This is a genomic window from Haladaptatus sp. AB618, assembly GCF_024136965.1.
GTDB lineage: Archaea > Halobacteriota > Halobacteria > Halobacteriales > Haladaptataceae > Haladaptatus.
This window is the reverse complement of record NZ_JAMYJX010000008.1, coordinates 90,813-116,458: the sequence shown is the minus strand read 5'-3', so window position 1 is coordinate 116,458 and position 25,646 is coordinate 90,813. Positions and strand designations below refer to the sequence as shown.

The following is a 25,646-nucleotide window of genomic DNA, read 5'->3' as shown; positions in this document are numbered from 1 at the left end:
TACGACAGCGACCGGCGCGAATCTCGATGAGGCGAGCGAATGAGCGCGATCTGGAACCCGAAGACTCGGGCGACGTTTACCGCAGTCGGATTGGGATTTGGAGGGTACGCGTTCGCGGTCATCGTCGTCCTGTTCACGGCGATTCTGTTTTCCGCGGCCGGTATCGCCCTGCTCTCCCGACCGACGTTGCTCGTCGCGGTTTCGATCGTCATGGGACAGGGCGTTTCCTTCGGTCTGTTCGCACTGGCGTATCTCCACTACACGGGACGCGGCCTCGGCTACGTCCACGCACGAATTCCGACGCTCTCGGACCTCGGGTGGACGGTCGGCGGATTCGCCGTCTTCTACGGCGGTCTCATCGTGGTGTCGCTCGTGCTCACGACCTTCGGGATTCAGTCGGCACAGAACGAACTGGCGGCCATCGGGGAACGCGACCCGAACGTGTTCTTGCTCCTGATTCCGCTCTCGTTCCTGCTCATCGGTCCCGGCGAAGAACTGCTGTATCGCGGGGTGGTCCAGGGGCGTCTCCGGGAGTCGTTCGGACGGTGGCCCGCCATCGCGCTGGCGAGTCTGATCTTCGCGCTCGTCCACTTCTTCTCGTTGCAGGGTGCGGGAAAACTCGTCTATCTCGCCATCCTGCTCGTGCTCTCGCCGGTCCTCGGTGCGGCATACGAGTACACGCAAAACCTCGTCGTCTCGGCGCTGATCCACGGCGCGTTCAACGCGATTCAGTTCGCGCTCGCCTATCTGATGGTGACCGGTCAACTCAACCCGTAGTCACTGATTCTCGCTTCCCTGCCAGCGAACGACGAGAAATTCGGTGTAGCCTCCGTAGGCGATTTCGAGCGACCCGACCCACCAGTTCCACTTCTCGGGGAGGGACATGTCGTCCGGTGCGTCCTCCAGATGACCGACGATGGCAGATGCGGTGAGTTCGATGCCCGCGTGTTTCCGATACCGGCCCGAATCGGACAGGTCGCGGGCTTCCCGGACGACGACCCTGCGTGCACCTTCCGGTGCGTCGAATCGCTCGCGTAGCCGTCGGTCGAGTTCGCTCGGGTTCATTTTTAATATCGTTCCGTGCATCGATTCACCCATGCCCACGGTCTTCGCGGTAGACGAATACGAGGCACAGGACTACGACGCGGTGCTCGTGCAGGAAAACGCGGTCGTCTGTATTAATGCTGACCCACCGCTGGCCCGCGTCATCCCGTTCCAGAAGGTGAATCACGTCGATTCGGACCCCGAACTGCTCCTCACGGATTCCGAGGTGCCGGATTCGTTCTTCGGCGGTGCCGAGTACGCGTTCGTCGAGGTCGATAAGTTCGACCGAATTCAGCGCCATCTGGAGGACATCGATAAGGAGCAGTACTGATCATCGGGTTTCGTTCCCGAAGATTTCCCATCTCCACCTTTCGTCCCTCACGTGGGACTCGTAGTGTCGTCCTCGTCACGGTGACTCTCGTCCGGGAGGTTGGTCGCGTCGTCCTCGGTCCCGTTCCCCGATTCCGTTTTGCCATCCGATTCCGCTTCGTCGTCCGATTCCACTTCATCGTCCGATTTCGTTTCACTCTCGTCGGTCCGTGGCTCCCTGCTTTCGGCCGGTTTTCCCGTCGCGTGCCGTTTCGGAAGCGGTTCTCCCTGTATCAAATCGGGGAGGACGACGCGATTGAACTGGATGAGCAAGACGAGCAACAACGGCCCGAAAAACAGCCCATACCAGCCGAACAGCAACGGCCCGAAGATGTACGCGAACAGCATCAACCCGACGTGTAATTCCCGTCCCGTGATATACGGTCGGATGACCGTTTCCGCCACGAGATCGATGACGATGATGAACAGCGCGACGAACGCCACCGGGAACCAGATGGTTCGAATCCCGGTATCGAGCGATTTGACGAGGAGGTAGGCCGCGATAGGCACGTAAATCAACTTCACCCCGACGATCGGAACGAGGCTAGCGATTCCGGTGAGCAAGCCGAGTAGCGTCGGAAGCGGCACCGCGAGTCCCGGCGGTGCGAAGACGTTGGCGAGGTTGTACACCACGGCGGCGGCGAGGCCGACGACGAAGGCGTTCAGGATGTTGCCGAAGTACACCGTTTGCAGGCTTCGGTCCACCGCAGCGAGGTAGCTGTACGCCGTGCTCCGCTCGCCGCCGATGTCGCGCACGAACCAGCGGACGAGTTTGTCGTCGTCCCGGAGCAGGTAGAAGGCGAACGCGAGCGCGACGAACAACTGGAGGAGCGCGGTTCCGAACGCTGCCGCCACGTCGACAGCCGTCTTGAGCAGTTCTGGCCCGCCCAGTCGCATGATCTCCCCTTGGCTCTGTTGGAGGAGATGGATGATTCTCTGTGGATGGACCGTCAGCGATGAGAGGTCGAAATACGGCCGGAGCACGCCTTCATACCCCTTCAACGATTCGCCAGCGATCGACGCTACCTCGACCGCGCTCACGGCGACGGCGTAGGAGATGAGCACGACGACGGGAAGTGCGACTGCTATCAGCGACGCGAACGCGGTCAGTCCCGGATGGCCGAGTCGGTGTTCGAGACGGTTGTATATCGGCCGCGTCGCGTAGTACATGAACAGGCCGAGTACGAACGTCCCCTCGAACGAGTAGAAGACGAACAGAACGATGATCGCAAGGACGACGCCGACCACCCACCACGCGAGACGAGACCGCTCCATCGGCAGCGCTGTATCGTCAGCCATCTGCGTTCGGGTTCCCACCCATACAGCCCTTACGTGGTCCGTGATTATATCGCTCAGGGTAAAATCGATGACCTCCCTCGAATCCCGATCAGTCCGTCGGCACGGGAGGTCGTTATTCGGTGACTTCCCTGCCCGGCGTGGCTGGCAGACGGCGTTTGTGATGGGTTTCGAGGTGTCTGTTGACGACTTCCCAGACCGTCTCTATCGGAATGTCGAGTTCCTCCGCGACCGTTTCCGCCCGGTAGCGTCTGTCCACGACGTAGTGGAGGACCGCGTCGATTCGCTCGTAGGACGCACCCAGTTCCTCTTTGTCGGTCTGCTCGGCCCACAGCCCCGCCGTCGAGGGCTTTTCGACGATCCGCCGGGGGAGTCCGACGTGCCGGGCGAGCGCGCGTACTTCCGTCTTGTAGAGGTTCGCTAACGGGAGGAGGTCACACCCACCGTCTCCGTGTTTCGTGAAGTAACCGAGCAGTTGCTCCGACCGATTGCCGGTTCCGAGCACGAGTTTGGATTGAGTGTTTGCCGCGTAGTACGTGCTGGTCATCCGGAGGCGTGCGATGGCGTTACCGAGCGCTTGCACTCGACCGTCGCGCTCGGCGTCGCCGCTTATCAGTTCTTCGAACCCACGAATGAGCGGTTGGAGGTGGATCTCCTCGTAGTCGATGTCGAGCGCCTCGGCCACGGTCAGGGCATCGTGACTCCCCGCTTCGGCGGTCAAGTTACAGGGGAGTAGGAGTCCGAACACGCGGTCGGAGCCGAGCGCCTCGACCGCGAGGTACGCGGCCAACGTCGAATCGACGCCGCCGCTCATTCCGACGACGACGCCCTCGGCCCCCGACCGTTCGACGTACTCCTCGATGAAGAGCGTGAGTTGCTGATATGTCGCAGAGACGTTTTTCTCGTCGGTCAGCATCTCTGCTGGGGGAAGGTAGGACGTCGTCACGTTCCCATCCCCCCCACATCACACGGGCGACGGTTCGCACTGCCGAACGAACTAGAACAACAAAGGGGGCAATTCGGGCGATATTTAACCACGTTTGTATTTCTGCTCACGAAATAACGAAACAATACGGCAGTATAAAACACTTCTTGTGTGCCAATCCATATTTTCGGATCCTGTAATAGGACCTTTAATCACGCCGCTTGTGCACGGTGAACATATGTAATTATGCACAGTGAAGTACGTTCACTGATAGCGCGCAGCTCGAATTCTCGGCCTCGGACATGTCAATTTATAATGTTTACATCCGTCCGATTTTGATTCCACATACATCCTATTTCTGTACGCTTTACAACCTTATATGGAATATATTCGATTGTAAAGTGGCTGTTCGTCAACAATGGTTTGATTAATTGGACGTTTGTAAACGATCAATTTTATATCCTTATGAATCACGACTCTATACCGTGACTTGGATTACGAACGCAGTCAAAATGGGTGAAAAGGCAAACAATCTTGTTATCGATACCCCTCCAACGGGGTTCGAGGAGTGTGACGGCTGATGGTTGACATCGGCACTGTCGCGGACGGAGTCAACAACGTCTGGATACTCACCGTCTCGTTCCTCATCTTCTTCATGCAACCCGGGTTCGCCATGCTGGAGGCTGGACAGGTTCGGGCGAAGAACGTCGCGAACGTCCTCATGAAGAACTTAATGGACTGGTCGCTCGGCGTTCTCATCTACTTCCTCATCGGGTCCGGCATCGCGGCCATCGCCGCGACGTTCCTGGCTCCCGGTGGACTTTCGCTGGCCGGTGCGTTCTCCTACGTCAACAGCCCGGATTCGTGGATCGGTTGGCTGTTCGGCGCGGTGTTCGCCATGACGGCGGCGACCATCGTCAGTGGGGCAGTCGCGGAACGCCTGCAGTTCAAGGCGTACCTGTTCTACTCCATCGCCCTGACGGCGGTCATCTACCCCGTTATTCAGGGATTCGCGTGGTCCGACGCCGGTCTGCTGACTGCCAGCGGATTCCTCGGTCAGGCGGTCGGTTCGATCTACGGTATCGCGGACGGCGTCGGGTACATGGACTTCGCGGGCGCAACCGTGGTTCACATGCTCGGTGGCATCGCGGGGCTCGTGGGCGCGTACATGGTCGGACCTCGCCGCGGACGGTTCGACAAGGAGGGCAACAGCGTCCCCATCCCCGGCCACTCGCTGACGCTCGTGATGCTCGGGACGTTCATCCTCGCGTTCGGCTGGTACGGCTTCAACGTCGGAACGCAGGCGACCGTCCTCGATGCGTCGAGCGGGACGCTGACGTTCACGGGTGCCGCGCTCGGCCGCGTCGCGTTGAACACCACCCTCGGCATGGGTGCGGGTGCCGTCGCCGCGGCAATCGCGACGACCTTTCTCGAAGGTAAACCCGACCCGCTGTTCACGGCGAACGGTTTGCTCGCCGGTCTCGTGGCCGTCACGGGTGCAGTCCCCCACGTCACGTGGTTCGGCGGAATCGCCCTCGGTGCCATCGCGGGCGTGCAGGTGCCCCTCGTCTACCGCTGGGTCGTCGACACGCTCAAAGTCGATGACGTGTGTGGCGTGTTCTGTGTCCACGGAAGCGCGGGTGCGATCGGTACGTTGTTGATTCCCGTGTTCGCCGTCTCCGGTTTCTCGCTCGCACAGTTCACGATGCAGACGGTCGGTATCTTGACCATCGCGATCTGGACGCTCGTCACCTCCTACCTCGTGTTCAAGCTCGCGGAAGTCACCGTGGGCCTGCGCGTGGACGAGGAGGACGAACACACCGGTCTGGACAGCTCCGAACACGGCATCGTGGCCTACCCCGAGTTCGTCGAATCGTTCGACGAAACCGGCGGTGGCTCGCCGACGGGAGCGACGGATGGTCACGCCATCGCGGACGGAGGTGAACACAAATGAGCGCCGCAGCCGACTCCGGAATCGAGATGGTCGTCGCGATAATTCGTCCCGACCGATTGGCGGACGTAAAGCGTGCGCTCGTGGAAGCCGGTGCGCCCAGTCTGACCGTCACGAACGTCTCGGGGCGTGGCAGTCAACCGGCCACCAAGAGCCAGTGGCGCGGCGAGGAGTACGTCGTCGACCTCCACCAGAAGGTCAAAATCGAGTGCGTCGTCGCGGACACGCCCGCCGAGGACGTCGTGGAAGCGATCCGTGAAGCGGCTCACACCGGCGAACCCGGCGACGGAAAGATATTCGTCCTTCCCGTCCTCGACGCCTGTCAGGTCAGAACCGGGAATCGCGGAATCGACGCAGTGTAGGTTCGGATCATCTGTCGGTTCGGAACGTCGCTTCGAAGCGACGTTCGGCGATTTATTCAGCAACCTTGTCCCGGTCTTCGTTATTCGTTTTTCGCCGCCGTCCTCGTTTCCAGCGGACGCTTCCCTTTCGGAATTGCCCCGGAGCACCAACTTTTACGCTTCGGGTTCCGATATTCGAGACATGACGGACGCTTTCGCGGAACGAACCCGCCGGTGTCAGCAGCGATTGGATGCGGCCGACGCCGATGCCCTCGTCCTTTTCCCGAGCACGAACCTGTTTTACCTCTCCGGCTTCCGGGAACATCCCGGCGAACGACACCTGCTCCTGTTCGTCCCGAAGGATGACGACCCCGTTTTCGTCGTCCCCGACATGTACGGCGAGCAGATAGCCGACGAGTCGTGGATTTCCGACGTACGAACGTGGAGCGACGGCGACGACCCGCTCTCGCTCGTGGGATCGGTCGCCGACGAGTTCGACCTCCACGGCGGCCACCTCCTCGTGGACGACCGGATGTGGGCGCTGTTCACCCAAGGCCTCCGGCGTACTCTCCCCGACGCGACGTTCGGACTGGCCAGCGAGGCGATCGACTCCCTCAGAATGCGGAAGGACGAAACCGAAATCGAAGCGCTACGAACGGCCGGCGAAGTCGCGGACCGAGCCAGCGTCGGAATCCGGGAACTCGGCGAGGACGCCATCGGGATGACGGAGTCCGAACTGGCCGCCGAAATCGAAGCCCGCCTGTCCGACGCGGGGGGCGACGAACTCGCCTTCGACACCATCGTCGGTTCCGGTCCGAACGGCGCGAAACCACACCACGGCCACGGTGACCGCGAAATCGGCTCCGGCGACCCCGTCGTCCTCGACTTCGGCGCGTTCGTCGGCGGCTACCCCGGCGACCAGACCCGAACCGTCGTGTTCGCGGGCGACCCGCCCGAAGGGTACGAAGAGGTACACCGGGCCGTCCTCGAAGCCGAACAGGCGGGTGTCGACGCCGCCGAACCCGGCGTCACCGCCGAATCCGTGGACCGTGCCGCCCGCGAGGTCATCGAATCCTACGGCTACGGCGAGGAGTTCATCCATCGCACCGGCCACGGCGTCGGGTTGGACGTACACGAGGGGCCGTACATCGTGGAGGGCAACGACCTCGAACTCGAACCCGGAATGGTGTTCAGCGTCGAACCCGGCATCTACCTCCCCGGCGAGTTCGGCGTCCGAATCGAGGACTTGGTCGTCATCACCGAGGACGGCTGTGAGCGCCTGAACGACTCGCCCCGGACGTGGCAGTCGCTGTAAGGTAGAATCTAGCGCGCAGTTTACTCGTTCTCGCCGTAATGCCGCGCGTACATCATGGCGAAAATCCCGAATAGTGGAATGACGTTCGCTACCGTCCCGGTGAACTCGTCCATCGGGACGAGTTGGTACAACGCACGGCTGACACCGCCGAGAACGAGCAGGGAACCGGCGGCCATCGATAATGGACCGTCCGCTCCACGGAAGTACAACTCCGAAACACCGACGAGAACGAACAAGGTTGGGAATAACCACCACACTACGGTCCCGAACGGTGGGTAGAACAGCAGTGCCGCGCCGATGACGGTGATTCCGGCGATGAGTATCACTAGACGGCCGAGGGGATGGTCGGTGAGTCGTCGTGCATACTCCGCTGTGCTCATGATGTCTCTCCGGTAATGTCATTCGAAAACATTTCTTCCTCCGTTAAAAACGTATGCCTCTCTCCATTCCTGATTCCGAAAAAGAATCCCGCAGAGTCGTTTTTAGCAGTCCTTCGAGGTCGTAGTCGTCGTGTAGGTCGTGGTCATCCCGTCTGTGGTAGTCGTGGTTTCGTCCGACGTGGTCGCTGTTTGGTCAGTCGTGGTGGTCGTGCCGCTGGTTGTGGTGGTCTCGTCAGTCGTCGTTTCTTCGGTAATCGTGGTGGTGGCAAACGTCGTCGTAGTCGATGTCGGTGTGGTGGTGGTCGTCACAGTGTCTGTCGCGGTTGTCGTGTCCGTCTCGTCGTCCGTCGAAGCGATGACGGTGTCGCCGTCGAGGAGTCGTACGGTATCCGGACTCGTGTTGTTGAGCACGTAGCCGTCGTACTCGGCGCTGTAATCCGTATCCATGCTGGTGTGCGCGCCGGTTCCGACGGTCACCGTCTCACCCGAACCGATTTCCACTCCGTCGTCGAACGTGTAGTTCGTCTGTCCGTCGTCGAACGAGAGCGTCTTTCCCGAGAGGTCGAATGGTTGGTCCCCATTGTTGTGAATCGTCACGTACTCACCCTCCGCGTTTTGCGTCAATTTGACGTTTGATCCGCTGTTTTGAGCGCTTACGAGCGCGAAGCCAGCGGCCGAGAAGATCAGGGTCAGTGCCACTACGATAACGATTCCGCGTCCATTTCGTGTCATGTATCGATTGATGTATCTACCGAGTATCGAACGTTCAACATCGGCACAAGTTACTCAGGAATCATGAATACTTGAAATATGTTGACGATCTCACAGATATTCCAGGCTCGATACCTGACGGATTTGTGGCTGAAAAAGAATGGTTCCCGGGCTGAACGTACCGCCGCGACCATTTACAGCGGTCGTTGCGGGTTCACGACCGGTCCTTCCGGTCCGAGGCCGACCGTCGCTTCGACGCCGAACACCTCGGCGAGCAGTTCCTCGGTCACGACTTCGTCCGGCGGTCCCCAGTCGTAGGGTTCGCCGTCGCGGAGGGCGACGAGGTTGTCGGCGTAGCGGGCGGCCTGCGAGATATCGTGGAGGACGATGCCGATGGTCAGGTTCTCCTCGCGGGCGAGCGTTTTGACGATTTCGAGGACGTTCAGCTGATGGCGCAGGTCGAGGTACGTCGTCGGTTCGTCCAACAGCAGCACGTCCGTGTCCTGTGCCAGCACCATAGCGATCCACGCGAGCTGTTTTTGTCCGCCGCTGAGGCTGTTCATCTCCTCGTCCCTGAGGTGCGTGACGCCGGCGCGTTCGAGTGCGGTATCGACGGCCTCGTGATCCGCTTCCGTCTTCGACTCGAAGAGCTTGCGGTGCGGGTATCGACCGTGGTATGCGAGTTCCTCGACGGTCAGGCTTCCGGGCGACTTGTTCTGTTGTGAAAGGAGCCCGAGTTCCCGCGCGAGTTCCTTCGTCCCGAACGACTGGATGTCACTGCCGTCCAACCGAACGACGCCGTTTTCGGGTTCCAGCTCGCGGGACAGCGCCTTGAGAAGCGTGCTCTTTCCGCTCCCGTTCGGGCCGACGAGCGCGGTTATCTCCCCCGCCGGGAGGACGATGGAGTTACATTCCACGATGATTCCGGAGGTCGGATAGCCGATCGCCAACTCCTCGCCGAACAGTTCGCTCGCGCGCTCGTTCGTCGGCTCTTCAGTTCGTTCGTTCTCCGATTCGTCCGTTTCCTCGTTCATCGTTTGGTCTAGCTGTTCACTCATTCTGATTCCTCCGGCAGGCGTCCGGTTCCGTCCCGGTCGTCCCTTCGTTGGTGGCGGTGGTGCCTTCGTGTGCCATCAGAGCTCACCCATGTTCTGCTGTTTCCGCATGAGATAGAGGAAGTACGGCCCGCCGACGAGCCCAGTGACGATACCGACCGGAATCTGGATCGGCATGAGTGCGAGTCGAGCCCCCACGTCGGCGGCGACGACCAGCGCAGGTCCGGCGAACAGGCACCCGATCATGAGCTTTCGGTAATCGCTCCCGACGATGTTCCGGACGACGTGGGGAACGATGAGGCCGACGAAGCTAACGATTCCGGCCACTGAGATGGCGGAACTCGCCGCGATGATCGCCAGTATCGAGAGTCCGAACCGGACCCGTTCGACCGACATGCCGAGCGACCGCGCGGTTCGTTCGCCGAGGAGAAGGACGTTCAACTGCCGGGACACGATCAGCGAAATCGGTATGACGATCAGCGTCGGGATGAGGACGATCCGAACCTGCTCCCAGCCGGTTCCCGTGAGCGACCCCGTGGTCCACGCGAGGGCCTGTTGTACCACGCCGATGTCGTCCGCGAAGAAGAAGAGGCCGCGTTGGAGCGACGAAAAGACCGTGCTGACGATGACACCCGCGAGGACGAGTCGGACGGGACTCGTCCCACCCTTCCACGCGATGGTGTAGACGATGATGAACGCGACGACACCGCCGAGCGCCGCGAACACGGGGAGGAACAACGAGAGGCCGCTGAACACGACGAGCGTGAGCAGCACCGCGAGTCCGGCACCGCTGCTGACGCCGAGGATGTACGGGCTCGCCAGTTCGTTGCGCGTGACAGCCTGGAATATCGCGCCCGAGACGGCCAGGTTCACGCCGACGAAGATTCCGACCAGGACTCGTGGAAGCCGCAGACTCCAGACGACTGTCGTGGTGTTGCTCAGGTTCGTACCGTCCGGAATCTCGCCCCCGAACAGGAGCGCCCCGAGTACCTTGGGATCGGCGATGACTTTCGGGTTGAACACGGCGTGCCACGCCTGCGAAAGCGTCGTGGAGTACGCGCCGAAACTGACCTGCACGAGCGCGGAAACGATCACGACTCCGACACTCGCCAGAATAAGCCCCGCCAGTGACCCGTCTATTCGTTCTCCTATCGTCGCCTCGACTTCCTCTGTCATGTGTCCGACCCCGTACTCGGTTTTTCCATCGTTGTCACTACCCGGTGAAGCGACTCGTGCTTCACCTCTTGTTCACCTTTTAGGTCTGCCTAAACACCGATAAGAGCTTTGGTTTTTCTCCCGGAGTGCTAATTACGCCTCTATCGCGCACTCACTGTCCATTCCAGGTTTGTTGCACGGCTCCATCCTCGATTCGATGGGTTACGATTTCGCTCTGAAAAGTGATGACTGGGGATCTCGTCGAAGTGATATGGGATGACGCGAGCGGTTGATGCCTACCGTGCCCGCGTCGCACTGAACTGGGTTATTCCTCCGGAAGTCGCCGACCGTCTTTCTCCTTGCTTAAATATCTCCCTTTACGATGTTCGCGACCCGTTTCTTGTCGTAGAGGTCGCCCGAGGCGTCGTACACCTGCTTTGCTGCGCGTTCGGTGAGGACGAGGTTCGTGATCGGCCCCTGGTACAGCCCGCCACCACGGTACACGTCGTCGTTTTTGACGGCGGTGAGCCGTTTGCCGATCTTGTGGTTCTTCATGAACTCGACGACCGTGTTCTGGAACTCCTTTTTCGTCTGGTTCTCGTGTCCGCGCAGGAGCAACACGTCGGGATCGATCTTCAACAGCGTCTCGAAGTCCACCTCTCCGCGCGTCGCGTGGAAGTCACGGACGTCCGTATTGGCGAACGCGTCTTGGACCTTCAGGTCGCGCCACTGTTTGAAGCTCGTCCCCTCCGAGATGAGGTACGGCGAGAACGACTCGGGTTTGTTCCCGTTCGCCCACATGATAGCAACCGACGGCCGTTTCGACTTCTTCGACGGGACGACCGATTCGAGGTTCGACTGGAAGTCGGTGTGCAGGGACTTGAACGCCTCGTACCGGTCGGTGCGTTTGAACACCTTGGCGAGTTTTTCGAACGCCCCGTAGAGGCTGTAGTATTTGTAGTCCTTGTGCCACTTGTATCCGGTCGAGAAGATGCTGTTGCCGAAGAACGGCCCGATGTTCTTTTCGACTTCGTCGACGTCCGACTGGGACCACCCTTTGAATCGGTTCATCAGGAAGTTCGGGTCGATGACGTGCACGTCGCCGTCCAGTTGGTAGAACAGCTCCTTGTTGACGCCGTCCTGGTACAGGTCCTTCATCCCGCTCTTGTCCACCGAGACGCCGGGTATCTCGTCGTAGTACTGTGTGTGGTACCGACTCGTCAACCAGACCGCTTTCGGCGGTTCGAGACCGAGCGCGATGCCCATGTCGGCCCAACTGCCGTTGTTGGCGACCCAACTCTTCGGGACGGAATCGAACTTCACCGACCCGACCGGTTCCATCGATACCGAGTACGGACCCGACTCCGACGTTTCCGTCTCGGTTGTCTCCGTGCTCGTCCCGTCCGATTTCGAGCCCGTCGTCTCGCTAGTGTTCGTCGTGTCCGTTCCTGCTCCTGAACTCTCGTCGCCGCCGAGACAGCCAGCCATGATCGTCGCTCCGGCGACGCCACAACCGAACAGATACCGTCGACGGCTCGTGGTCTTAGGGTCGTCTGCTACCATGCCCATGTTTTAGGCTCGCCTAAAGGTACGTAAATGTTCTCATTTTTTGGCAGCCCTAAAACTACACTGTCGTCATACCGATAATTCATCCACTCGGACGGGGTACCTGACGGTTCAGTTTCAAGTACTCCCCCGTCGTACCCGAGTTCGGGAACGGGGAAACGACACGATGGGGAACCACGACGACATCGGACAGCGACCAGCAACGCGCTCGCTGCCACGGAGACGACTGGGGACGATGGGGCGGCGACGGTTCGTCACGACACTCGCGGGTGCAGGGCTCGGTTCGATGGCCGCCCTGCTCACGCCCGACGACGTGCGGGCGGCCGGAAGCGACGAAGTGCCACTCGTGTACGGTCGGGGGTCCGATTCCGAACCGCTGACGACGACAGTTCCGGCGGATTGGTTCGCCGACCTCCGTGCCGCGTTCGACGCACACGAGCGCCACGACTTGCTTTCTCGTCACGGAATCGTCGGTAGCGCCGTCGTTCCGGGCGAGTTCGGCGGACGAAACGCCGCCCTCGCCTTGGACGTGACCGACGACGAGGCGACGGGTTCCGTCCCCGAACGAATCGGCGACGTCGCCATCGAAGTGAATCACGTCGAAGCCGCCGATACGACCGAAAAAAGTCGGACGTACGATGCTTCGTTCGACGACGACCGCGTGCCCGGAAGCGTCGAGTGCGGGAGCAAGCACGCCGCCGCAACGCTCTGTCCGGCGATGTACGACGACGGAACGCCGTTTTTTGCGACTTCGAACCATCTCTACGGGGACGACGACGAACAACACCGCGGCGAACCGTTCTACGTCAAGGGACGCACCGGATGGCGAAAGGTCGGCAAAGTGGGACGCGGCTACGCGTTGGACGACTTCGTACGCATCGACCCGGTGAACGACGCGCTTCCGACGAGCGCCATCCACGGCGCTTCACCATCCGCGGTCATGGGGCAGTTCACGCGCGCGGGACTCGCCCACCTCAAAGCACGTCGGTCGAAACTGCAGAAAGTCGCCGCCGTCTCCGGTTACTCGTCGGGTCGGATTCAAGCCGTGGACGGGATGACCTGCGCGTACGGAACCGTCTGCAAACACGGACAACTGAAATGGGGGTCACGGTCCTCGTTTACCGACGGTGACAGCGGGAGCGTCAGTTTCCATCCCGACCTCAAACGGCCGGACGACGGCGTCCTCGTCGCAAGTCTCAACAACGCCCGGACGTGGTGGCCCGTCGAGGACTACATCTGGGGCACGGCCGCCTACCGGATCACGGCCGACCACGGCGTCACGTTCTCGCCACCGACTGCTGGCTTTCGGTGAACTGCAGTTCGACTATCGTCCTCCCGTCGAGTTTGGCGGATATCTTCCCGGCGAGCTTCTTCGCCAGCCCGGGATACCGCTTTCCGGACGGCTTGGTCACGAGCACCGTCACGTGCTGTTTGTCGTCGACGAGGCCCATGTCGTCGAACTCGACGTTCACCTCCACGAGTTCGAGTTGCTCGTACTGCTTCGATTCCAGTATCTTCTGTACCTCCCTGTTCGCCGTGTTTTCGGTGTGGACCTGTTGGGTCATCAGCGCTCCCGCGCCGACGAACGAGACGAGCAAAATCGCGGCCGCGACGATTCTCGGTGCGGCATCCCGAATACTCCCTTCGTTTTTCGGTCGGTAACCGAGTGCCCAGAGGACGCTACCGGACGCGGCATTGATGGAGACGACGTTCACCACCAGCAGGACGAACGCGCCGAACGCCAACACCGGCGGTCCCCACGCCAATCCGACGCCGACGGCGGCGGCGGCGGGAATGAGTGCCGCCGCGATCATGACGCCGACGAGCGAGACCGGCAGTGCGGTTGCGACACCCAACGCCCCCGCCGCGCCAGCACAGAGGCCGACGGCGAGCGAGAGGAATCCAGGAGAGGTGCGCTGGCTTATCTGGTTCACCGTCGCCACGTTGAGGGCCGGTGGGATGAACTGCGCGGACTTGAGCGACCACCCGAAAATCGTCGCGCTGACGATGGCCACGGCGAGTCCGAGCACCTGCGACGACAACCCGTCGCGTATCATGTTGCGGTCGTTCAGGACGAGTCCGACGCTCGTGGTCATCGCCGACCCCATCTGCGGGGCGATGACCATCGATCCGACGACCAGCGCGGGCGAGTTGAGCAACAACCCGGCGGTCGCGACGATCGCCGACAGCACGGTCATCGCGTAGTACGTCACGGGACTCGGGTTCATGCCGAGCGCCTTCGTCCGAATCTCCTCGGTCGCGATGCTGTCGTCCTCGTCTTGCCCCCTGACGAAGCGTTCCTCCAACTCCTGAATGTTCGGTGTCCGGGCCGTCTCCAAACTGCCGACGACGGTGTAGCCGTTCTCGTCCAGACCTGCGTCTCGAAGGCTCGTGAGAACGGCGTCCACTGCTTGCGTCGGCACTGGAAACTGCACGACCGCCGAATCGCCCCCGTTGCCCTCCTCCCGTGTGAGCACGTAATCGATGTCCTCGTCGTCCAGCACAGCGAGAACGTCGCTCCGGCAATCGTCCGGAACGAGAACTTGAATGAGACGCATGACGGGACAAACCGAGGAGGAGGTGAAAGTCCCTCCGGTCGATATCGCCTCACCTATCGGTCGAAAAACGTCTTCAGCACCTTCGACTGTGCGTGTCGCAGGTGCTGATGAAACGTCGGTGCCGAAACGTCGAGCAGTTCCGCGACTTCCTCGCCCGTGCTGTTTCGCGGCCATTCGAAGAACCCGGCGAGATACGCCGTCTCCATTGCCGTCCGTTGTCTGTCGGTCAGCGACTCCGCGAGTTGCATCCTGAACTCCGTCGCCGTCGGTTCGGGTTTTTCCCGCTCCCGCTGGGCGACGACCCGAGCGGTCGGCGCGATGCGCTGCACCGCTTCGACCATTCCCCTGATGTCCGCGTCTCTCGGTAGTTCGATGGTTCCTCTGGCCTTCTCCGGCCCCGCTTCGACGTGTCCGAGCGTCGCCCCCCTGTCCACGAGCGCCTTGACGAACGATGGGCCGTCGTAGCTGACTTCGAATATGCACTCGTCCTCGCGCTCGTGGACGACTCGCGTGTCCGTTACTCCATCGTACTGTTCGGTTCGCTCGCGGATGACCTCCGGTGGCGCACCTGAAGCCGTGACGAAACAGAGGATTTCGCCGGTCGGCGAAATCGTCGTTCCCTGCAAGACGAACGTACACCCGAGTTTCTGCGGAATATCGATGAGATAGTGGTCGGCCTCCAGCGCTTCCATCTCGACTTCCACCACGCAGTCGGAGACGAGCGCCTTTCGGCTCTCCATCGCGGCGATAGCCATCCCGATAGTTTCGCCGAGTTCGACGAGCACCGACTGTTCGCGGCTATCGAACGCCCCTTCCCGGTCGGCGTGAACGACGAGGACGCCGTATTGAGTTTCGTCGTATCGAATCGGAAGCGCCGCCAACGATTGGTAGTCGCCGTCGAGCGCTTCCGTCACCCACGATTCGAACGCCGGATCGGTCGGTACGTCCTCGACCACCACCGTCTGCCCGGATCGCAGCGCTTTGGCGACCGGACAGTTCCGTTGTCCCGCCTTCTTGTCGGCCGATTCGTAGTAAGTATCATCCCCCGCGTTCGCCACTGCTCTGACGGTTTCGACTCCCATCTCGTACTCACCGATCCACGCGAATTCGTACGGTCCGGCCGACGCCAACCGCCCCACGACCGTCTCCTCGATTTCCTCCCTGCTCGTGGCCTGCACCAGCGTTCGATCCACGTCCCGGATGACTTCGTTGATTCGGTTCAGTTCGACCAGTTCGCCTCGCTGTGTCGCCAACGTTTCCTCGCGCTCCGCCCGATCGAGCGCCGACTGGACGTTCGTCGCCAAAATCTCGGCGAAATCACGGACGTATTCGTCGAACCGTCCCGTGGAAGGGGAACCGAGCAGAAAGACACCGTGAGCCCCCAACGGAATCACGATCCCCTGTTCGACTTCCATTCCTTCCTCGCATACTTCGAGACCGTCGTCCGACCCATCGAACATGACTGCTTCACCCGATTCGAACGCCGACCACACCGGATCATCGTTCTCCTCGAAACGTGGAATTTCGTCCAGTAGCGTCTCGGTCGTCTCCGTCATCGCAGCGGGAACGAGCTCGTCGCCTCCCTCGTTCGTGAGGTGGAGTATCGAGAGGGGAAGGTCGAGTTTATCCCCGGCGGCTTTCACCGCGATTTCACAGATGTCCGTCTTCGTCTCCGCCGTCATGAGTCGACGCGTCGCGGAGCGCAGATATTCGAGCGTCCGTTCGCGGTCCTTCCGATCCGAGATATCCTTGAAGATGGCGTTGACGAGCCGTTGGTCGCCGACTTCCGAAACGTTCGCGCTGATCTCGACCGGCACTTCCTCGCCGTCGGGGCGAACGACCGAAAGGTGATCCACGTTCCGTATTATTCCCTCCGCCTCCGAGTGATTCTCGAAAATTTGTCGATACTGCTCCCGTCGCTCTACTGGATGAATCTCCGACTGATGCATCCCACAAATCTCGTTCCGAGGGCGTCCGAGCAACTCCTCCGCCGCCCCATTGGCGTCCACGATGATACCCGTCTCAGCATCGGCGACGAGAACTGCCTCCGGACTCGTGGCGACCAACCGCCGATAGCGTTCCCGTGACGCTTCGAGTTCCGTCTCCACTGCTTTTCGTTCCGATACGTCGCGGATGATGCCGGTTATCAACTCGTCACCGCCACACATGCCGTTGTGAAACGAGAGCAGTACCGGAACTTCGTGGCCATCACGGTGCCGTGCTATCGTTTCGACGTGCTCCCAGTCGAGTTGGCGCTCTCCGGTTTCGACGTATCGGTCGAACGATTTCCGATGTGTCGACCGGAGGACTGACGGGATCGCCGTCGTCAACTGTCTCCCGAGCATTTCGGTCGGGTCGTACCCGAGAACGCGTTCGAGACCGTCGTTGGCGTAGCGGATACGTCCCTCCTCGTCTATCGTTACGACGGCATCCGCCAACCCACCGAGTATCGCCGTTGCTTGTTCCAACTCCTGTCCGGTTCGGTAGTCGTTTATGGCGCGCTCGACTCTGTGTGTGAGTAACTCGGGACGGTCGGGATTGACACAGTCGGTAACCCCTGACGAAAGCGCCCTCGTTATCGTCCGGTCGTCGTCGGTGACGATGAAGAACGGCAATTCCGTGTCGCGTTCGCGTACTTCCTCCAACACAGCCACCGCGTCACGTTCCGGCGGTGACTGCTCACAGACCACGCAGTCGGCGATATCGAGTCGGTCGAGCACCTTCGTGGCACTCGTTCGCCGCTCCGTGGCTCCCTGTAGTCCAACTCGTCCGCTCTGACCAACGTAGACGATTTGTGGCGTGTCCAGGTATGATTCATGGAGGGACATGGGAATATTAACACTGCCGAGCTATCTCTACCTTTCGGTCAAACGGGAACGATTAATACTCGTCCGTGTCAGCCGATAGGTATGAGGCTGGAGGATTACTGGGGCGTCGGGCCGAAGACGAGCGAGTTACTCGCATCGGAACTCGGCGTCGAACGAGCGATTCACGCCATCGAATCGAGCGACGTTCGCGCACTGACGAAGGCGGGGCTTCCCCGAGGACGGGCGACACGTATCCTCCGGCAGGCCAACGGCGGCGAGGGGATGGACGTTCTCGCCACGCGGGATGCTCGTTCGGTGTACAAGTCACTGCTCGACCTTGCCAGCGACTATGCCGTGACACCCGACGCGGGCGACCGAATTCGCGTCTTCACGCCGGTTCGATCCCGGGAGAAGGCGGAGGAACGACTCGACTCCGCGATGGCGGCCGTAAAATCGTGGGATGAACTGGACGACGAGACGCGGGAAACCGTCCTCGATGCGTTCGACGCCTACGACGGCAGCGAGCGAACCGCCGTCGAGACGGCGCGGGCGCTCCAACGAACCGGCGTCGATGACGGCGCGTTTGCCACCGTCGCCGGAATCGACCCGGACGACCTCGAAGTCGCGGACGGTGCCCTCGGGAAACTCGACGACGGATCGGTCGCGGAGGGTGCCGACGAGGAACTCGACCGCCTCCGGGAGACGCTCGCGGCGGCCGAACGACTCGAAAGCGGGTCCCTCGACGTGCTCGAAGCCGTCCAGTCCGGTGACGTTCGAAACCCCGACGAGTTCCGCGAGAGCTATGTCGAGTACGTCGCCCGCGAGACCGGCATCGAACCGCAGCGGATCCGCGACGCGACGGTGGGCGAGGCGACCGACGCCACTGACTTCGTCGGCGGGTCGCTCCGCGAACTCGTCGCCGAAAGCCGTGCTGCGGCCGAGGAACGGGAATCCTCGGTGGTCGAGCGACTCGAAACCGACATCGAAACCGCCCGTGATGCCATCGATGCCGCCGCTTCGGCCGTGAGCGACCTCGCGGTTTCGCTGTCGCTCGCCCGCTTCGCCGCAGCGTTCGACCTCACGCGTCCGGAGTTCGTGGACTCCGGGTTCGCCGTCGAGGGTGCACGGAACCTCTTTCTCGCCACGGGGAGCGGCGACGTCCAGCCCATCACCTACGGCATCGGCGACCACGCCGTCGCGGGACCACCGAAAGGTGATCGCGTGACCGTTCTGACCGGCGCGAACAGCGGTGGGAAGACGACCCTGCTCGAAACGCTGTGTCAGGTCGGCTTGCTTGCACAGATGGGTCTGCCCGTCCCCGCCTCGCGGGCACAGGTGTCGATTTCCGACGCCATCGTCTTCCACCGCCGCCACGCCAGTTTCAACGCTGGCGTGCTCGAATCCACGCTCCGGAGCATCGTCCCGCCGCTCACGGACGACGGACGGACGCTCATGCTGGTGGACGAGTTCGAAGCGATTACCGAACCGGGGAGCGCCGCGAACCTCCTCCACGGCCTCGTGAGTTTGACCGTCGACAGGGGTGCGCTCGGCGTGTTCGTCACCCACCTCGCGGACGACCTGAATCCGCTCCCCGAACAAGCCCGGAAGGACGGTATCTTCGCCGAAGGGTTGGACGAGGAGTTGGACCTGCTCGTGGACTACCAACCCCGCTTCGACACGGTCGGCAGGTCCACGCCGGAGTTCATCGTTTCGCGGCTCATCGCGTCCGCCGACGACCGCGCCGAACGCGCCGGTTACGACGTGCTCGGCCGAGCAGTCGGCGAGGCGCTGGTGCAGGAAACGCTCGATTCCTGGACGGTCGAGGAGTGACGGGGTTACTCCTTCGGACGTTTGAACACCAGCGCGCTCGTCTCGCTTTTGGGCCGTCCGCCGAGTGACCTGTTCGACCCGGTCAACGATGCCGCCAGTTCCCAGCCCCGTTCGCCCAGTTCGTTGAGGCTCGCTTCCGTCGGTTTCTCACTATCTCCGAAGAGGCCGCCGTCCGACAGTTCCACTATTTTGTACTCCCATTCGTCCATGGAAACACCTTGTCCCGGTTTCAGTTATAAACTTTCGCGCGTCGGGAGACGAGTAAAAATCGCGCCGATTTCGATCATTCGCGTTCGAGGTTTCGCTCCCGATCGGTTCGGAATCGGTCCTCGACATCTTCCACGGTGTCGTTTTCCATGAGTTTCTCCAGTTTTCGCTCGAACTGTTCGTCGGTGAGTTCGCCGCGTGCGTAGCGGTCTTTGAGCGTTTCGAGGGCGTCGCGGTTGTTCGCCGCTCCGCGTGTGCTTTCGTCGTTTCCCTGCGGGTCGTCTTCCCACCGGTCTCGTCGTCGGTTCCTTCTTCTCTCCCTGCGCTCCCGCCGTCGCTGTTTCCGCGAGGACGGTTCATCGTCCGCTTCCTCCTCGTCTTCGTCACCGAACAGCAATTCGACTATCGGAATAACGACGATGTAACCGCCCAACAGTGCCCACAGCCACCATCCTTGGCCGGTGAGCAAGGCGAGGAGCCAAATCCCCGTCACGAGGATCGACGCGATTTCGGTCGCGTTCTCCTGAAATCGCTCGCTCGTGGTCCCGCTCATACCAGTTCGTTTCTTCGCCGAGGTATAAAACGTCCTTCTTCTCCGATCCGTTACCGTTTCGTGACCACCGCGACGGGAGCACTCCGAGTCCGTTCGAGTCGAAGGAGCGTCGGGGAAATCACGACAGGTGGACGCGTTTCGACACTTGGTCCTGAAGCCCGAAAGCGATGGCCATCAGCAGTACGCCGGTTAGAACGACGGGCGAGAACTGGAGGAATCCCCAGGTCGGGGAGATGGTGAGTGCCGTGATCGCACCGCCGAGACCCAGCAGAACGACTCCGAAGCCACCGATCGTTACTCGTCCAATTCGACTCCTTCGAGCACCGACTGACACGAGTGGCGACACGCTCACCGTGAGCAGGAGGACGCCGATCGCGGGAATCCAGACGTATTGACCAACTGCCGTGAGCGTCCGGTCGAGCCACGGGAACGTAACGGACGGGACGTACGACGTCGTCATGATACTCACGACACCCCAATACAGGAGGAAGGCTCCAACGATCCCCACGATTCCGTACAGCACTCCTGACGAATCCGATTTATTCATTACTAATAACAATTCTTCTCTGATAATAAATGTTCCGCGCTGAATTACGATTCGAATTCCGAACTCCCGACGTCGAGCGTCGGAGGGGGCGCGAACCCCACCGTAACTGTTCTCTTTTTCGGGGGAAATTATGGCCCGAGACCGCCACCTCCTCACCGAAGCGACGATGTTCTGCCCCGTTAGCCCGCTTCCGTGTCTACCGACGAACGAGTGACCCGCGAACTCACTCGCCTCTCTCATCTAGTTTTATCCCCCGACCCCGTCTCGATATCGTCGTGTCTCTCACCGTCTCCTCCCGATTCGCCGTCTTCGCCGTTCTCCTCTTGGTCGGGACGAGCGTGCTGACCTCCGGGTGTACCTCCGTACAGCAGTCCACGACGACCGGACAGTCGAACCCGGAGTCCGCCCACAGTTGGACGGTGACCATCACTCGAATCGTTGACGGCGACACGGTGAAGTTCCAGTACGAGAACGGAACGACTGACACGGGACGACTGCTCGGCGTGGATACGCCCGAGGTCCACACCGAAAACGACCCGACGGAGTTCGAGGGTATTCCGGACGACGCCGCCGGTTCGAGTTGCCTGCGCGACTGGGGCCACAAGGCCAGCGAGTTCGCCGACACCGAACTCGCGGGCAAGCGGGTGACCATCACGCTGGACGAGAACGAGGGGCCGCGCGGCTACTACGGACGACTGCTGATCTACATCCGCGAGGGGGACGGCACGCTGTTCAACTACCAACTGGTCAAGCAGGGCTACGCGCGGGTGTACGACAGCGAGTTCACGAAGCGCCAGCGGTTTTACGCCGCCGAATCGGCCGCACAAAAGACCGGTCTCGGACTCTGGGAGTGTGCGAGCGGAGGGAGTGACGGCGGGCAGACGACGACAACCGCCACCTCGACGACTGGAGGGAGCACGACCAGCCCCCTCGCCATCAGCGAAATTCGTGCGGACGCCCCCGGAAACGACAACGAGAATCCGAACGAGGAGTACGTCGTCCTGAAGAATACGGGGAACGAACCGCTCGACATCTCCGGTTGGTCGGTTTCGGACGCGGCGGGGCACAGCTACGAAGTGCCGACCGGGACGACGCTGGCCGCCGGTTCGACGGTCACGCTCCACACCGGCAGCGGAAGCGATTCCGCGTCGGACCTGTACTGGGGCGAGGGAAGCGCCGTCTGGAACAACGGCGGCGATACGGTCGTCGTTCGGAATTCGAGCGGCGGCGTAGTTGTGCGAAAGGAGTATCCAACCGAGGAATAGTGCGATGTCGACGGTACCGTGTACTTTGGTATCACTGACCAACAGGGATACTACCTCCGGTAGCGTAGCAGGTTCGCCGCTCCATCACCGGGCGCGGTACGGAAACGATCGGGGGGAGAAAGCACATCCGAGGAATCCACCGTAATCGATTCCTCGTGGGGGGAGACTCATGACACAGACAGAAGACACAGCTAGTTTGCGAAATCGGCTCGAAAACGGCGAAATCGTACTCGGAATAGCCGACGACACGTACGCGCCGACGGTCGTCGAACTGTACGGTGATCTTGGACTCGATTTCGTCTGGATCGATTTCGAGCACGCGGGACCGAGTCCATGGGATGCCGGTGCAGTGGAATCGTTGCTTCGCGCGAGCGAACTCACGGGGACGGAACTGTTAGTTCGGGTTCCGGTTACGGAACCGGCGCTCGTCCGGAAGGTACTGGACGCCGGTGTGAGAAACGTGTTCCTCTCGCACGTCGATACAGCGGACGAGGTGCGGGATATCGTTCGAGCGTCGTATTTCGGCTACGACGGCGAACCGGGAGAACGCGGCCTCGCGGTTCCGCGAGCGAGTCGGTGGGGACGGGAGGACGATTACGTCGCTACCGAGGACGCAGAGGTCCTCATCGGTGTGACGATTGAGTCGCGCGAGGCGGTCGAGAACATCGACTCCATTCTGGACGTTCCCGACCTCGGGTTCGTCTTCGTCGGCCCGTTCGACCTTTCGGTCGCGGTCGGCTCCCCCGGCGAACTCGACCATCCGGACGTACGGGACGCCGTCGAAACCGTTCGTACGGAGGGTATCGACCGAGGCGTTCCCGTGGGAAACCTCGGTTTCGGGATGGACGATGTCAACGAAAAAGCTCGGAACGGGTATCAAATTCTGAACATCGGTACGACGACCCTCGGGATTCAAGAAATAGTCGGCGACTGGTTGAGCGAGTACGATGGGGCCTGAAGACGCGACCCGGGCGACCCTCCACGCTCGGTCCGTTTTACGTACGGAATCCGCGTTCCGTACCTTTCCGAACTTAGCCGCTTTCCGGGCTTTTAGGACCCTTCCCGACGACGCCGTGGTATGGAGTATCGAACTCTCGGTTCGACGGGCACGAAGGTCTCGGAACTGTGTTTCGGGACGTGGCGATTCGCCATGGAATCGAACGGCACGGTCGAAACGGATTACGACACGGCACAGACCTGCTCGACACGGCGTGGGAGAACGGCATCAACTTCATCGACACGGCGAACGTCTACGGTGACCCGAACGGCACCAGCGAGGAGTGGATCGGCGACTGGCTGTCGGAGTACGACCGCGAGGACTTCGTCATCGCCTCGAAGGTGTACTTCCCGTTCGACGGCTGGGGCGAACCGGGACCGAACGACTCGGGGCTCTCGCGCAAACACATCCGCGCCCAGATAGAGGGGACGCTCGACCGCCTGGGAACGGACTACCTCGACGTGTACTACATCCACCGTTGGGACGAGGAGACGCCAATCGAGGAGACGCTTGCGACGCTGACGGAACTCGTGGACGAGGGTAAGGTGAACTACCTCGGCGCGTCCACGATGGCGGCGTGGCAACTCACGAAGGCGCTCTGGAAATCCGACGTGAACGGCTTCGAGCGCTTCGACGTGACCCAGCCGATGTACCACGCGGCGGCCAGCGGCCCGGTGGAGGACTACCTCGACGTCTGTGCCGACCAGGACATCGCGGTCTGTCCGTACTCCCCGCTCGCGGGTGGCTTCCTGACCGGCAAGTACGAACGCGACGGCGACATCCCGGCCGGGTCGCGCGCGGACCTCGTGGACTACTTCGAGGATTACTACATGTCCGAGGAGGGCTGGGAGATTCTGGACGAGATTCGAGCGGTCGCGGACGAACTCGACGCCACCCCGGCGCAGGTCGCGCTCCGATGGCTCATCCAACAGCGCGAGTTCTCCTGTACGCCCATCGTCGGCGCGCGGACGACCGACCAACTGGAGGAGAACGTCGGCGCTGCCGACATCGAACTCTCGGGCGAGCAGTACGACCGGATCGAGAACGTGGGTCGAGACGAATAAGCGACGAAATTGACGACTATTTTTCACGATTGGTTGGCGAGAGAGTGAAAACCCAGGGCTACGGGCGTGGAAACCTCCCTGTGGGAAAACATCATTATTCTCCGTCCCGTCTCTCTCCCAGAGGTGTCGTCGAGTGGGAGAGTCCGGCGCACCAAAACGAGGGCATTCAGATGTCAAATACATATGTCGGCGCTATCGACCAAGGCACGACCGGAACCCGGTTCATGCTGTTCGACCACGACGGTCGGGTCGTCGCCAGCGCGTACGAAAAACACGAACAGAAATACCCGGAACCGGGGTGGGTCGAGCACGACCCGCTCGAAATCTGGGAGAACACACAGGAAGTCGTCACGGCCGCGCTGGAGGAGGCGGACGTCGCCGCGGATCAGCTAGAAGCCATCGGCATCACCAACCAGCGCGAGACGACGCTGCTGTGGGATAAAGATAGCGGCAGTCCGATCCACGACGCCATCGTCTGGCAGGACCGGCGGACGACCGACCGCGTCGAGCAGTTGGAAGCGGACGGAAAGGTCGATGAAATCCGAAAGAAGACGGGGTTGGAACCCGACGCGTACTTCTCGGCGACGAAGGCCGAGTGGTTGCTCGACAACGCCGACCCCATCAAACTCCAGCGCGCACGACCGGCGGATATCCGGGAACGCGCCGAGGAGGGCGAAATCCTGTTCGGAACCATCGACTCCTGGCTGATTTACAACCTGACGGGCGAGCACATCACGGACGTGACGAACGCGTCGCGGACGATGCTGTTCGACATCCACGAGATGGACTGGGACGACGAGTTGTGTGAGGAGTTCGGCGTGCCGCGCGCGATGCTCCCGGAAGTACGTCCGTCGAGCGACGACGAGACCTACGGTTCGACGGACCCCGACGGCTTCCTCGGCGCGGAAATTCCCGTCGCGGGCGCGTTTGGCGACCAGCAGGCCGCCCTGTTCGGGCAGACCTGTTTCGACGCCGGTGACGCGAAGAACACCTACGGCACGGGCAGTTTCTTCCTCCTGAATACGGGCGACGATGCTGTCGAGAGCGAACACGGCTTGCTCACGACCGTCGCGTTCCAGCGCTCGGGCGAACCCGTCCAGTACGCGCTCGAAGGCTCCATCTTCGTCACCGGCGCGGCCATCGAGTGGCTCGTGGACGTGGGATTCATCGACGACGCGGCCGAAACGGAATCCCTCGCCCGAAGCGTCGATTCGACAGACGGCGTCTACATGGTTCCCGCGTTTACGGGGCTCGGTGCGCCGCACTGGAATCAGCGCGCCCGCGGGACCATCGTCGGCATGACGCGCGGAACCCGTCGGGAGCACATCGTCAGGGCGACGCTCGAATCCATCGCCTATCAGACCCGCGACGTGGCCGAAGCGATGGAGGCCGACAGCGGCATCGAGGTCGAGTCGCTGAAAGTCGACGGCGGCGCGGTGAAGAACAACTTCCTCTGTCAGCTTCAGGCCGACATCCTCGGGGCCGATATCGTCCGGCCGGTCGTGGACGAGACGACGGCGCTCGGGTCGGCCTACGCCGCCGGACTGGCCGTCGGCTACTGGGACTCGACGGACGACCTTCGAACGAACTGGCAGGTGGACCGCGAGTTCGAACCGGACATGACGGAAGCGGAGGCGGACGAGAAGTACGCTCGCTGGGAGGACGCGGTCGAACGTTCCCTTGGCTGGGCAAGCGAGGGGGGTGCCTGAG

General features: G+C 61.5%; 23 protein-coding genes and 1 pseudogene. 11 read left to right on the top strand and 13 right to left on the bottom strand.

Annotation, left to right across the window (positions count from 1 at the left end; translation table 11 throughout):
- Positions 1-39 precede the first annotated feature (39 nt).
- Positions 40-777 carry a CPBP family intramembrane glutamic endopeptidase gene (locus NKF26_RS20260; protein ID WP_253227889.1) on the top strand — a complete coding sequence of 246 codons (738 nt, stop codon included), beginning with the start codon at positions 40-42 and terminating at the stop codon, positions 775-777.
- Here the strand turns inward: NKF26_RS20260 and NKF26_RS20255 are convergent, their stop codons facing one another.
- Positions 778-1,065 (bottom strand): hypothetical protein, encoded by a 288-nt coding sequence (locus tag NKF26_RS20255; RefSeq protein ID WP_066148437.1) that lies wholly within the window; start codon positions 1,063-1,065, stop codon positions 778-780. It abuts the gene before it with no gap.
- A gap of 31 nt (positions 1,066-1,096) precedes the next feature.
- Between NKF26_RS20255 and NKF26_RS20250 the strand changes: the two genes are divergently transcribed.
- On the top strand, positions 1,097-1,375 hold the full coding sequence (locus NKF26_RS20250) for a hypothetical protein (protein ID WP_253227888.1): 279 nt from the start codon (positions 1,097-1,099) through the stop codon (positions 1,373-1,375).
- A 47-nt stretch (positions 1,376-1,422) separates the two neighbouring features.
- On the opposite strand, the gene NKF26_RS20245 is transcribed toward NKF26_RS20250, so the two are convergent.
- Both NKF26_RS20245 and NKF26_RS20240 read right to left on the bottom strand, forming a co-directional pair.
- Positions 1,423-2,712 (bottom strand): AI-2E family transporter, encoded by a 1,290-nt coding sequence (locus tag NKF26_RS20245; protein ID WP_253227887.1) that lies wholly within the window; start codon positions 2,710-2,712, stop codon positions 1,423-1,425.
- A 112-nt stretch (positions 2,713-2,824) separates the two neighbouring features.
- Complete coding sequence (locus NKF26_RS20240; protein ID WP_253234806.1) at positions 2,825-3,655, bottom strand: NAD+ synthase; 831 nt, start codon at positions 3,653-3,655, stop codon at positions 2,825-2,827.
- Positions 3,656-4,214: 559 nt separating this feature from the next.
- Between NKF26_RS20240 and NKF26_RS20235 the strand changes: the two genes are divergently transcribed.
- The 3 genes from NKF26_RS20235 (at position 4,215) to NKF26_RS20225 (ending at position 7,241) form a co-directional block, all read left to right on the top strand.
- The gene (locus tag NKF26_RS20235) at positions 4,215-5,588 is read left to right on the top strand and encodes an ammonium transporter (RefSeq protein WP_253227885.1); all 1,374 of its coding nucleotides are present in this window, start codon (positions 4,215-4,217) and stop codon (positions 5,586-5,588) included.
- A complete protein-coding gene (locus NKF26_RS20230) occupies positions 5,585-5,947 on the top strand; it encodes a P-II family nitrogen regulator (RefSeq protein WP_256487772.1) in 363 nt (120 codons plus the stop codon). The genes NKF26_RS20235 and NKF26_RS20230 overlap by 4 nt, the downstream gene beginning before the upstream one ends.
- A 181-nt stretch (positions 5,948-6,128) precedes the next feature.
- Positions 6,129-7,241, top strand: a complete 1,113-nt coding sequence (locus tag NKF26_RS20225; protein WP_253234805.1) for a Xaa-Pro peptidase family protein — start codon at positions 6,129-6,131, stop codon at positions 7,239-7,241.
- Positions 7,242-7,261: 20 nt separating this feature from the next.
- Here the strand turns inward: NKF26_RS20225 and NKF26_RS20220 are convergent, their stop codons facing one another.
- From NKF26_RS20220 to NKF26_RS20200, 5 genes are all read right to left on the bottom strand, one after another.
- A complete protein-coding gene (locus tag NKF26_RS20220) occupies positions 7,262-7,621 on the bottom strand; it encodes a hypothetical protein (RefSeq protein ID WP_253234804.1) in 360 nt (119 codons plus the stop codon).
- Between the two features lie 102 nt (positions 7,622-7,723).
- Positions 7,724-8,353, bottom strand: a complete 630-nt coding sequence (locus NKF26_RS20215; RefSeq protein WP_253234803.1) for a lamin tail domain-containing protein — start codon at positions 8,351-8,353, stop codon at positions 7,724-7,726.
- A gap of 173 nt (positions 8,354-8,526) precedes the next feature.
- Positions 8,527-9,366: an ABC transporter ATP-binding protein gene (locus NKF26_RS20210; protein WP_253227949.1), complete on the bottom strand. Its 840-nt coding sequence runs from the start codon at positions 9,364-9,366 to the stop codon at positions 8,527-8,529.
- A 99-nt stretch (positions 9,367-9,465) separates the two neighbouring features.
- Positions 9,466-10,563 (bottom strand): iron ABC transporter permease, encoded by a 1,098-nt coding sequence (locus NKF26_RS20205; protein ID WP_253227881.1) that lies wholly within the window; start codon positions 10,561-10,563, stop codon positions 9,466-9,468.
- 342 nt (positions 10,564-10,905) lie between these two features.
- Positions 10,906-12,105 (bottom strand): ABC transporter substrate-binding protein, encoded by a 1,200-nt coding sequence (locus NKF26_RS20200; protein WP_253227880.1) that lies wholly within the window; start codon positions 12,103-12,105, stop codon positions 10,906-10,908.
- A gap of 169 nt (positions 12,106-12,274) precedes the next feature.
- On the opposite strand from NKF26_RS20200, the gene NKF26_RS20195 reads away from it, so the two are divergent.
- Positions 12,275-13,420, top strand: a complete 1,146-nt coding sequence (locus NKF26_RS20195) for a hypothetical protein (protein ID WP_253227879.1) — start codon at positions 12,275-12,277, stop codon at positions 13,418-13,420.
- Here NKF26_RS20195 and NKF26_RS20190 read toward each other — a convergent pair.
- The gene (locus NKF26_RS20190; RefSeq protein ID WP_253227878.1) at positions 13,386-14,666 is read right to left on the bottom strand and encodes a TIGR00341 family protein; all 1,281 of its coding nucleotides are present in this window, start codon (positions 14,664-14,666) and stop codon (positions 13,386-13,388) included. The two genes, NKF26_RS20195 and NKF26_RS20190, sit on opposite strands and share 35 nt — an antisense overlap.
- Positions 14,667-14,719: 53 nt before the next feature.
- Complete coding sequence (locus NKF26_RS20185; RefSeq protein WP_253227877.1) at positions 14,720-17,494, bottom strand: PAS domain S-box protein; 2,775 nt, start codon at positions 17,492-17,494, stop codon at positions 14,720-14,722.
- 81 nt (positions 17,495-17,575) lie between these two features.
- Between NKF26_RS20185 and NKF26_RS20180 the strand changes: the two genes are divergently transcribed.
- Positions 17,576-19,303, top strand: a complete 1,728-nt coding sequence (locus tag NKF26_RS20180) for a DNA mismatch repair protein (protein ID WP_253227876.1) — start codon at positions 17,576-17,578, stop codon at positions 19,301-19,303.
- Between the two features lie 5 nt (positions 19,304-19,308).
- Here the strand turns inward: NKF26_RS20180 and NKF26_RS20175 are convergent, their stop codons facing one another.
- From NKF26_RS20175 to NKF26_RS20165, 3 genes are all read right to left on the bottom strand, one after another.
- The gene (locus NKF26_RS20175; protein ID WP_253227875.1) at positions 19,309-19,512 is read right to left on the bottom strand and encodes a DUF4177 domain-containing protein; all 204 of its coding nucleotides are present in this window, start codon (positions 19,510-19,512) and stop codon (positions 19,309-19,311) included.
- 74 nt (positions 19,513-19,586) lie between these two features.
- Complete coding sequence (locus NKF26_RS20170; protein WP_253234802.1) at positions 19,587-20,063, bottom strand: SHOCT domain-containing protein; 477 nt, start codon at positions 20,061-20,063, stop codon at positions 19,587-19,589.
- A gap of 118 nt (positions 20,064-20,181) precedes the next feature.
- Positions 20,182-20,610 (bottom strand): hypothetical protein, encoded by a 429-nt coding sequence (locus tag NKF26_RS20165; protein ID WP_253227873.1) that lies wholly within the window; start codon positions 20,608-20,610, stop codon positions 20,182-20,184.
- 275 nt (positions 20,611-20,885) lie between these two features.
- On the opposite strand from NKF26_RS20165, the gene NKF26_RS20160 reads away from it, so the two are divergent.
- The 4 genes and pseudogenes from NKF26_RS20160 to glpK all read left to right on the top strand — a co-directional run bounded on the left by NKF26_RS20160 (position 20,886) and on the right by glpK (position 25,645).
- Positions 20,886-21,875, top strand: a complete 990-nt coding sequence (locus NKF26_RS20160) for a lamin tail domain-containing protein (protein WP_253227872.1) — start codon at positions 20,886-20,888, stop codon at positions 21,873-21,875.
- Positions 21,876-22,044: 169 nt separating this feature from the next.
- On the top strand, positions 22,045-22,833 hold the full coding sequence (locus NKF26_RS20155; protein WP_253227871.1) for an HpcH/HpaI aldolase/citrate lyase family protein: 789 nt from the start codon (positions 22,045-22,047) through the stop codon (positions 22,831-22,833).
- Between the two features lie 120 nt (positions 22,834-22,953).
- A pseudogene (locus NKF26_RS20150) lies at positions 22,954-23,936 on the top strand (aldo/keto reductase).
- A 170-nt stretch (positions 23,937-24,106) separates the two neighbouring features.
- Positions 24,107-25,645: a glycerol kinase GlpK gene (glpK, locus tag NKF26_RS20145; protein ID WP_253234801.1), complete on the top strand. Its 1,539-nt coding sequence runs from the start codon at positions 24,107-24,109 to the stop codon at positions 25,643-25,645.
- Position 25,646: the final 1 nt, after the last annotated feature.

Coding starts and splice junctions, on each gene's coding strand:
- NKF26_RS20205 (WP_253227881.1), bottom strand. CDS start 10,563: ATGACAGAGGAAGTCGAGGCGACGATAGGAGAACGAATAGACGGGTCA.
- NKF26_RS20180 (WP_253227876.1), top strand. CDS start 17,576: ATGAGGCTGGAGGATTACTGGGGCGTCGGGCCGAAGACGAGCGAGTTA.
- NKF26_RS20200 (WP_253227880.1), bottom strand. CDS start 12,105: ATGGTAGCAGACGACCCTAAGACCACGAGCCGTCGACGGTATCTGTTC.
- NKF26_RS20250 (WP_253227888.1), top strand. CDS start 1,097: ATGCCCACGGTCTTCGCGGTAGACGAATACGAGGCACAGGACTACGAC.
- NKF26_RS20215 (WP_253234803.1), bottom strand. CDS start 8,353: ATGACACGAAATGGACGCGGAATCGTTATCGTAGTGGCACTGACCCTG.
- glpK (WP_253234801.1), top strand. CDS start 24,107: ATGTCAAATACATATGTCGGCGCTATCGACCAAGGCACGACCGGAACC.
- NKF26_RS20230 (WP_256487772.1), top strand. CDS start 5,585: ATGAGCGCCGCAGCCGACTCCGGAATCGAGATGGTCGTCGCGATAATT.
- NKF26_RS20235 (WP_253227885.1), top strand. CDS start 4,215: ATGGTTGACATCGGCACTGTCGCGGACGGAGTCAACAACGTCTGGATA.
- NKF26_RS20210 (WP_253227949.1), bottom strand. CDS start 9,366: ATGAACGAGGAAACGGACGAATCGGAGAACGAACGAACTGAAGAGCCG.
- NKF26_RS20155 (WP_253227871.1), top strand. CDS start 22,045: ATGACACAGACAGAAGACACAGCTAGTTTGCGAAATCGGCTCGAAAAC.
- NKF26_RS20245 (WP_253227887.1), bottom strand. CDS start 2,712: ATGGCTGACGATACAGCGCTGCCGATGGAGCGGTCTCGTCTCGCGTGG.
- NKF26_RS20170 (WP_253234802.1), bottom strand. CDS start 20,063: ATGAGCGGGACCACGAGCGAGCGATTTCAGGAGAACGCGACCGAAATC.
- NKF26_RS20225 (WP_253234805.1), top strand. CDS start 6,129: ATGACGGACGCTTTCGCGGAACGAACCCGCCGGTGTCAGCAGCGATTG.
- NKF26_RS20220 (WP_253234804.1), bottom strand. CDS start 7,621: ATGAGCACAGCGGAGTATGCACGACGACTCACCGACCATCCCCTCGGC.
- NKF26_RS20190 (WP_253227878.1), bottom strand. CDS start 14,666: ATGCGTCTCATTCAAGTTCTCGTTCCGGACGATTGCCGGAGCGACGTT.
- NKF26_RS20175 (WP_253227875.1), bottom strand. CDS start 19,512: ATGGACGAATGGGAGTACAAAATAGTGGAACTGTCGGACGGCGGCCTC.
- NKF26_RS20260 (WP_253227889.1), top strand. CDS start 40: ATGAGCGCGATCTGGAACCCGAAGACTCGGGCGACGTTTACCGCAGTC.
- NKF26_RS20185 (WP_253227877.1), bottom strand. CDS start 17,494: ATGTCCCTCCATGAATCATACCTGGACACGCCACAAATCGTCTACGTT.
- NKF26_RS20195 (WP_253227879.1), top strand. CDS start 12,275: ATGGGGAACCACGACGACATCGGACAGCGACCAGCAACGCGCTCGCTG.
- NKF26_RS20255 (WP_066148437.1), bottom strand. CDS start 1,065: ATGAACCCGAGCGAACTCGACCGACGGCTACGCGAGCGATTCGACGCA.
- NKF26_RS20165 (WP_253227873.1), bottom strand. CDS start 20,610: ATGAATAAATCGGATTCGTCAGGAGTGCTGTACGGAATCGTGGGGATC.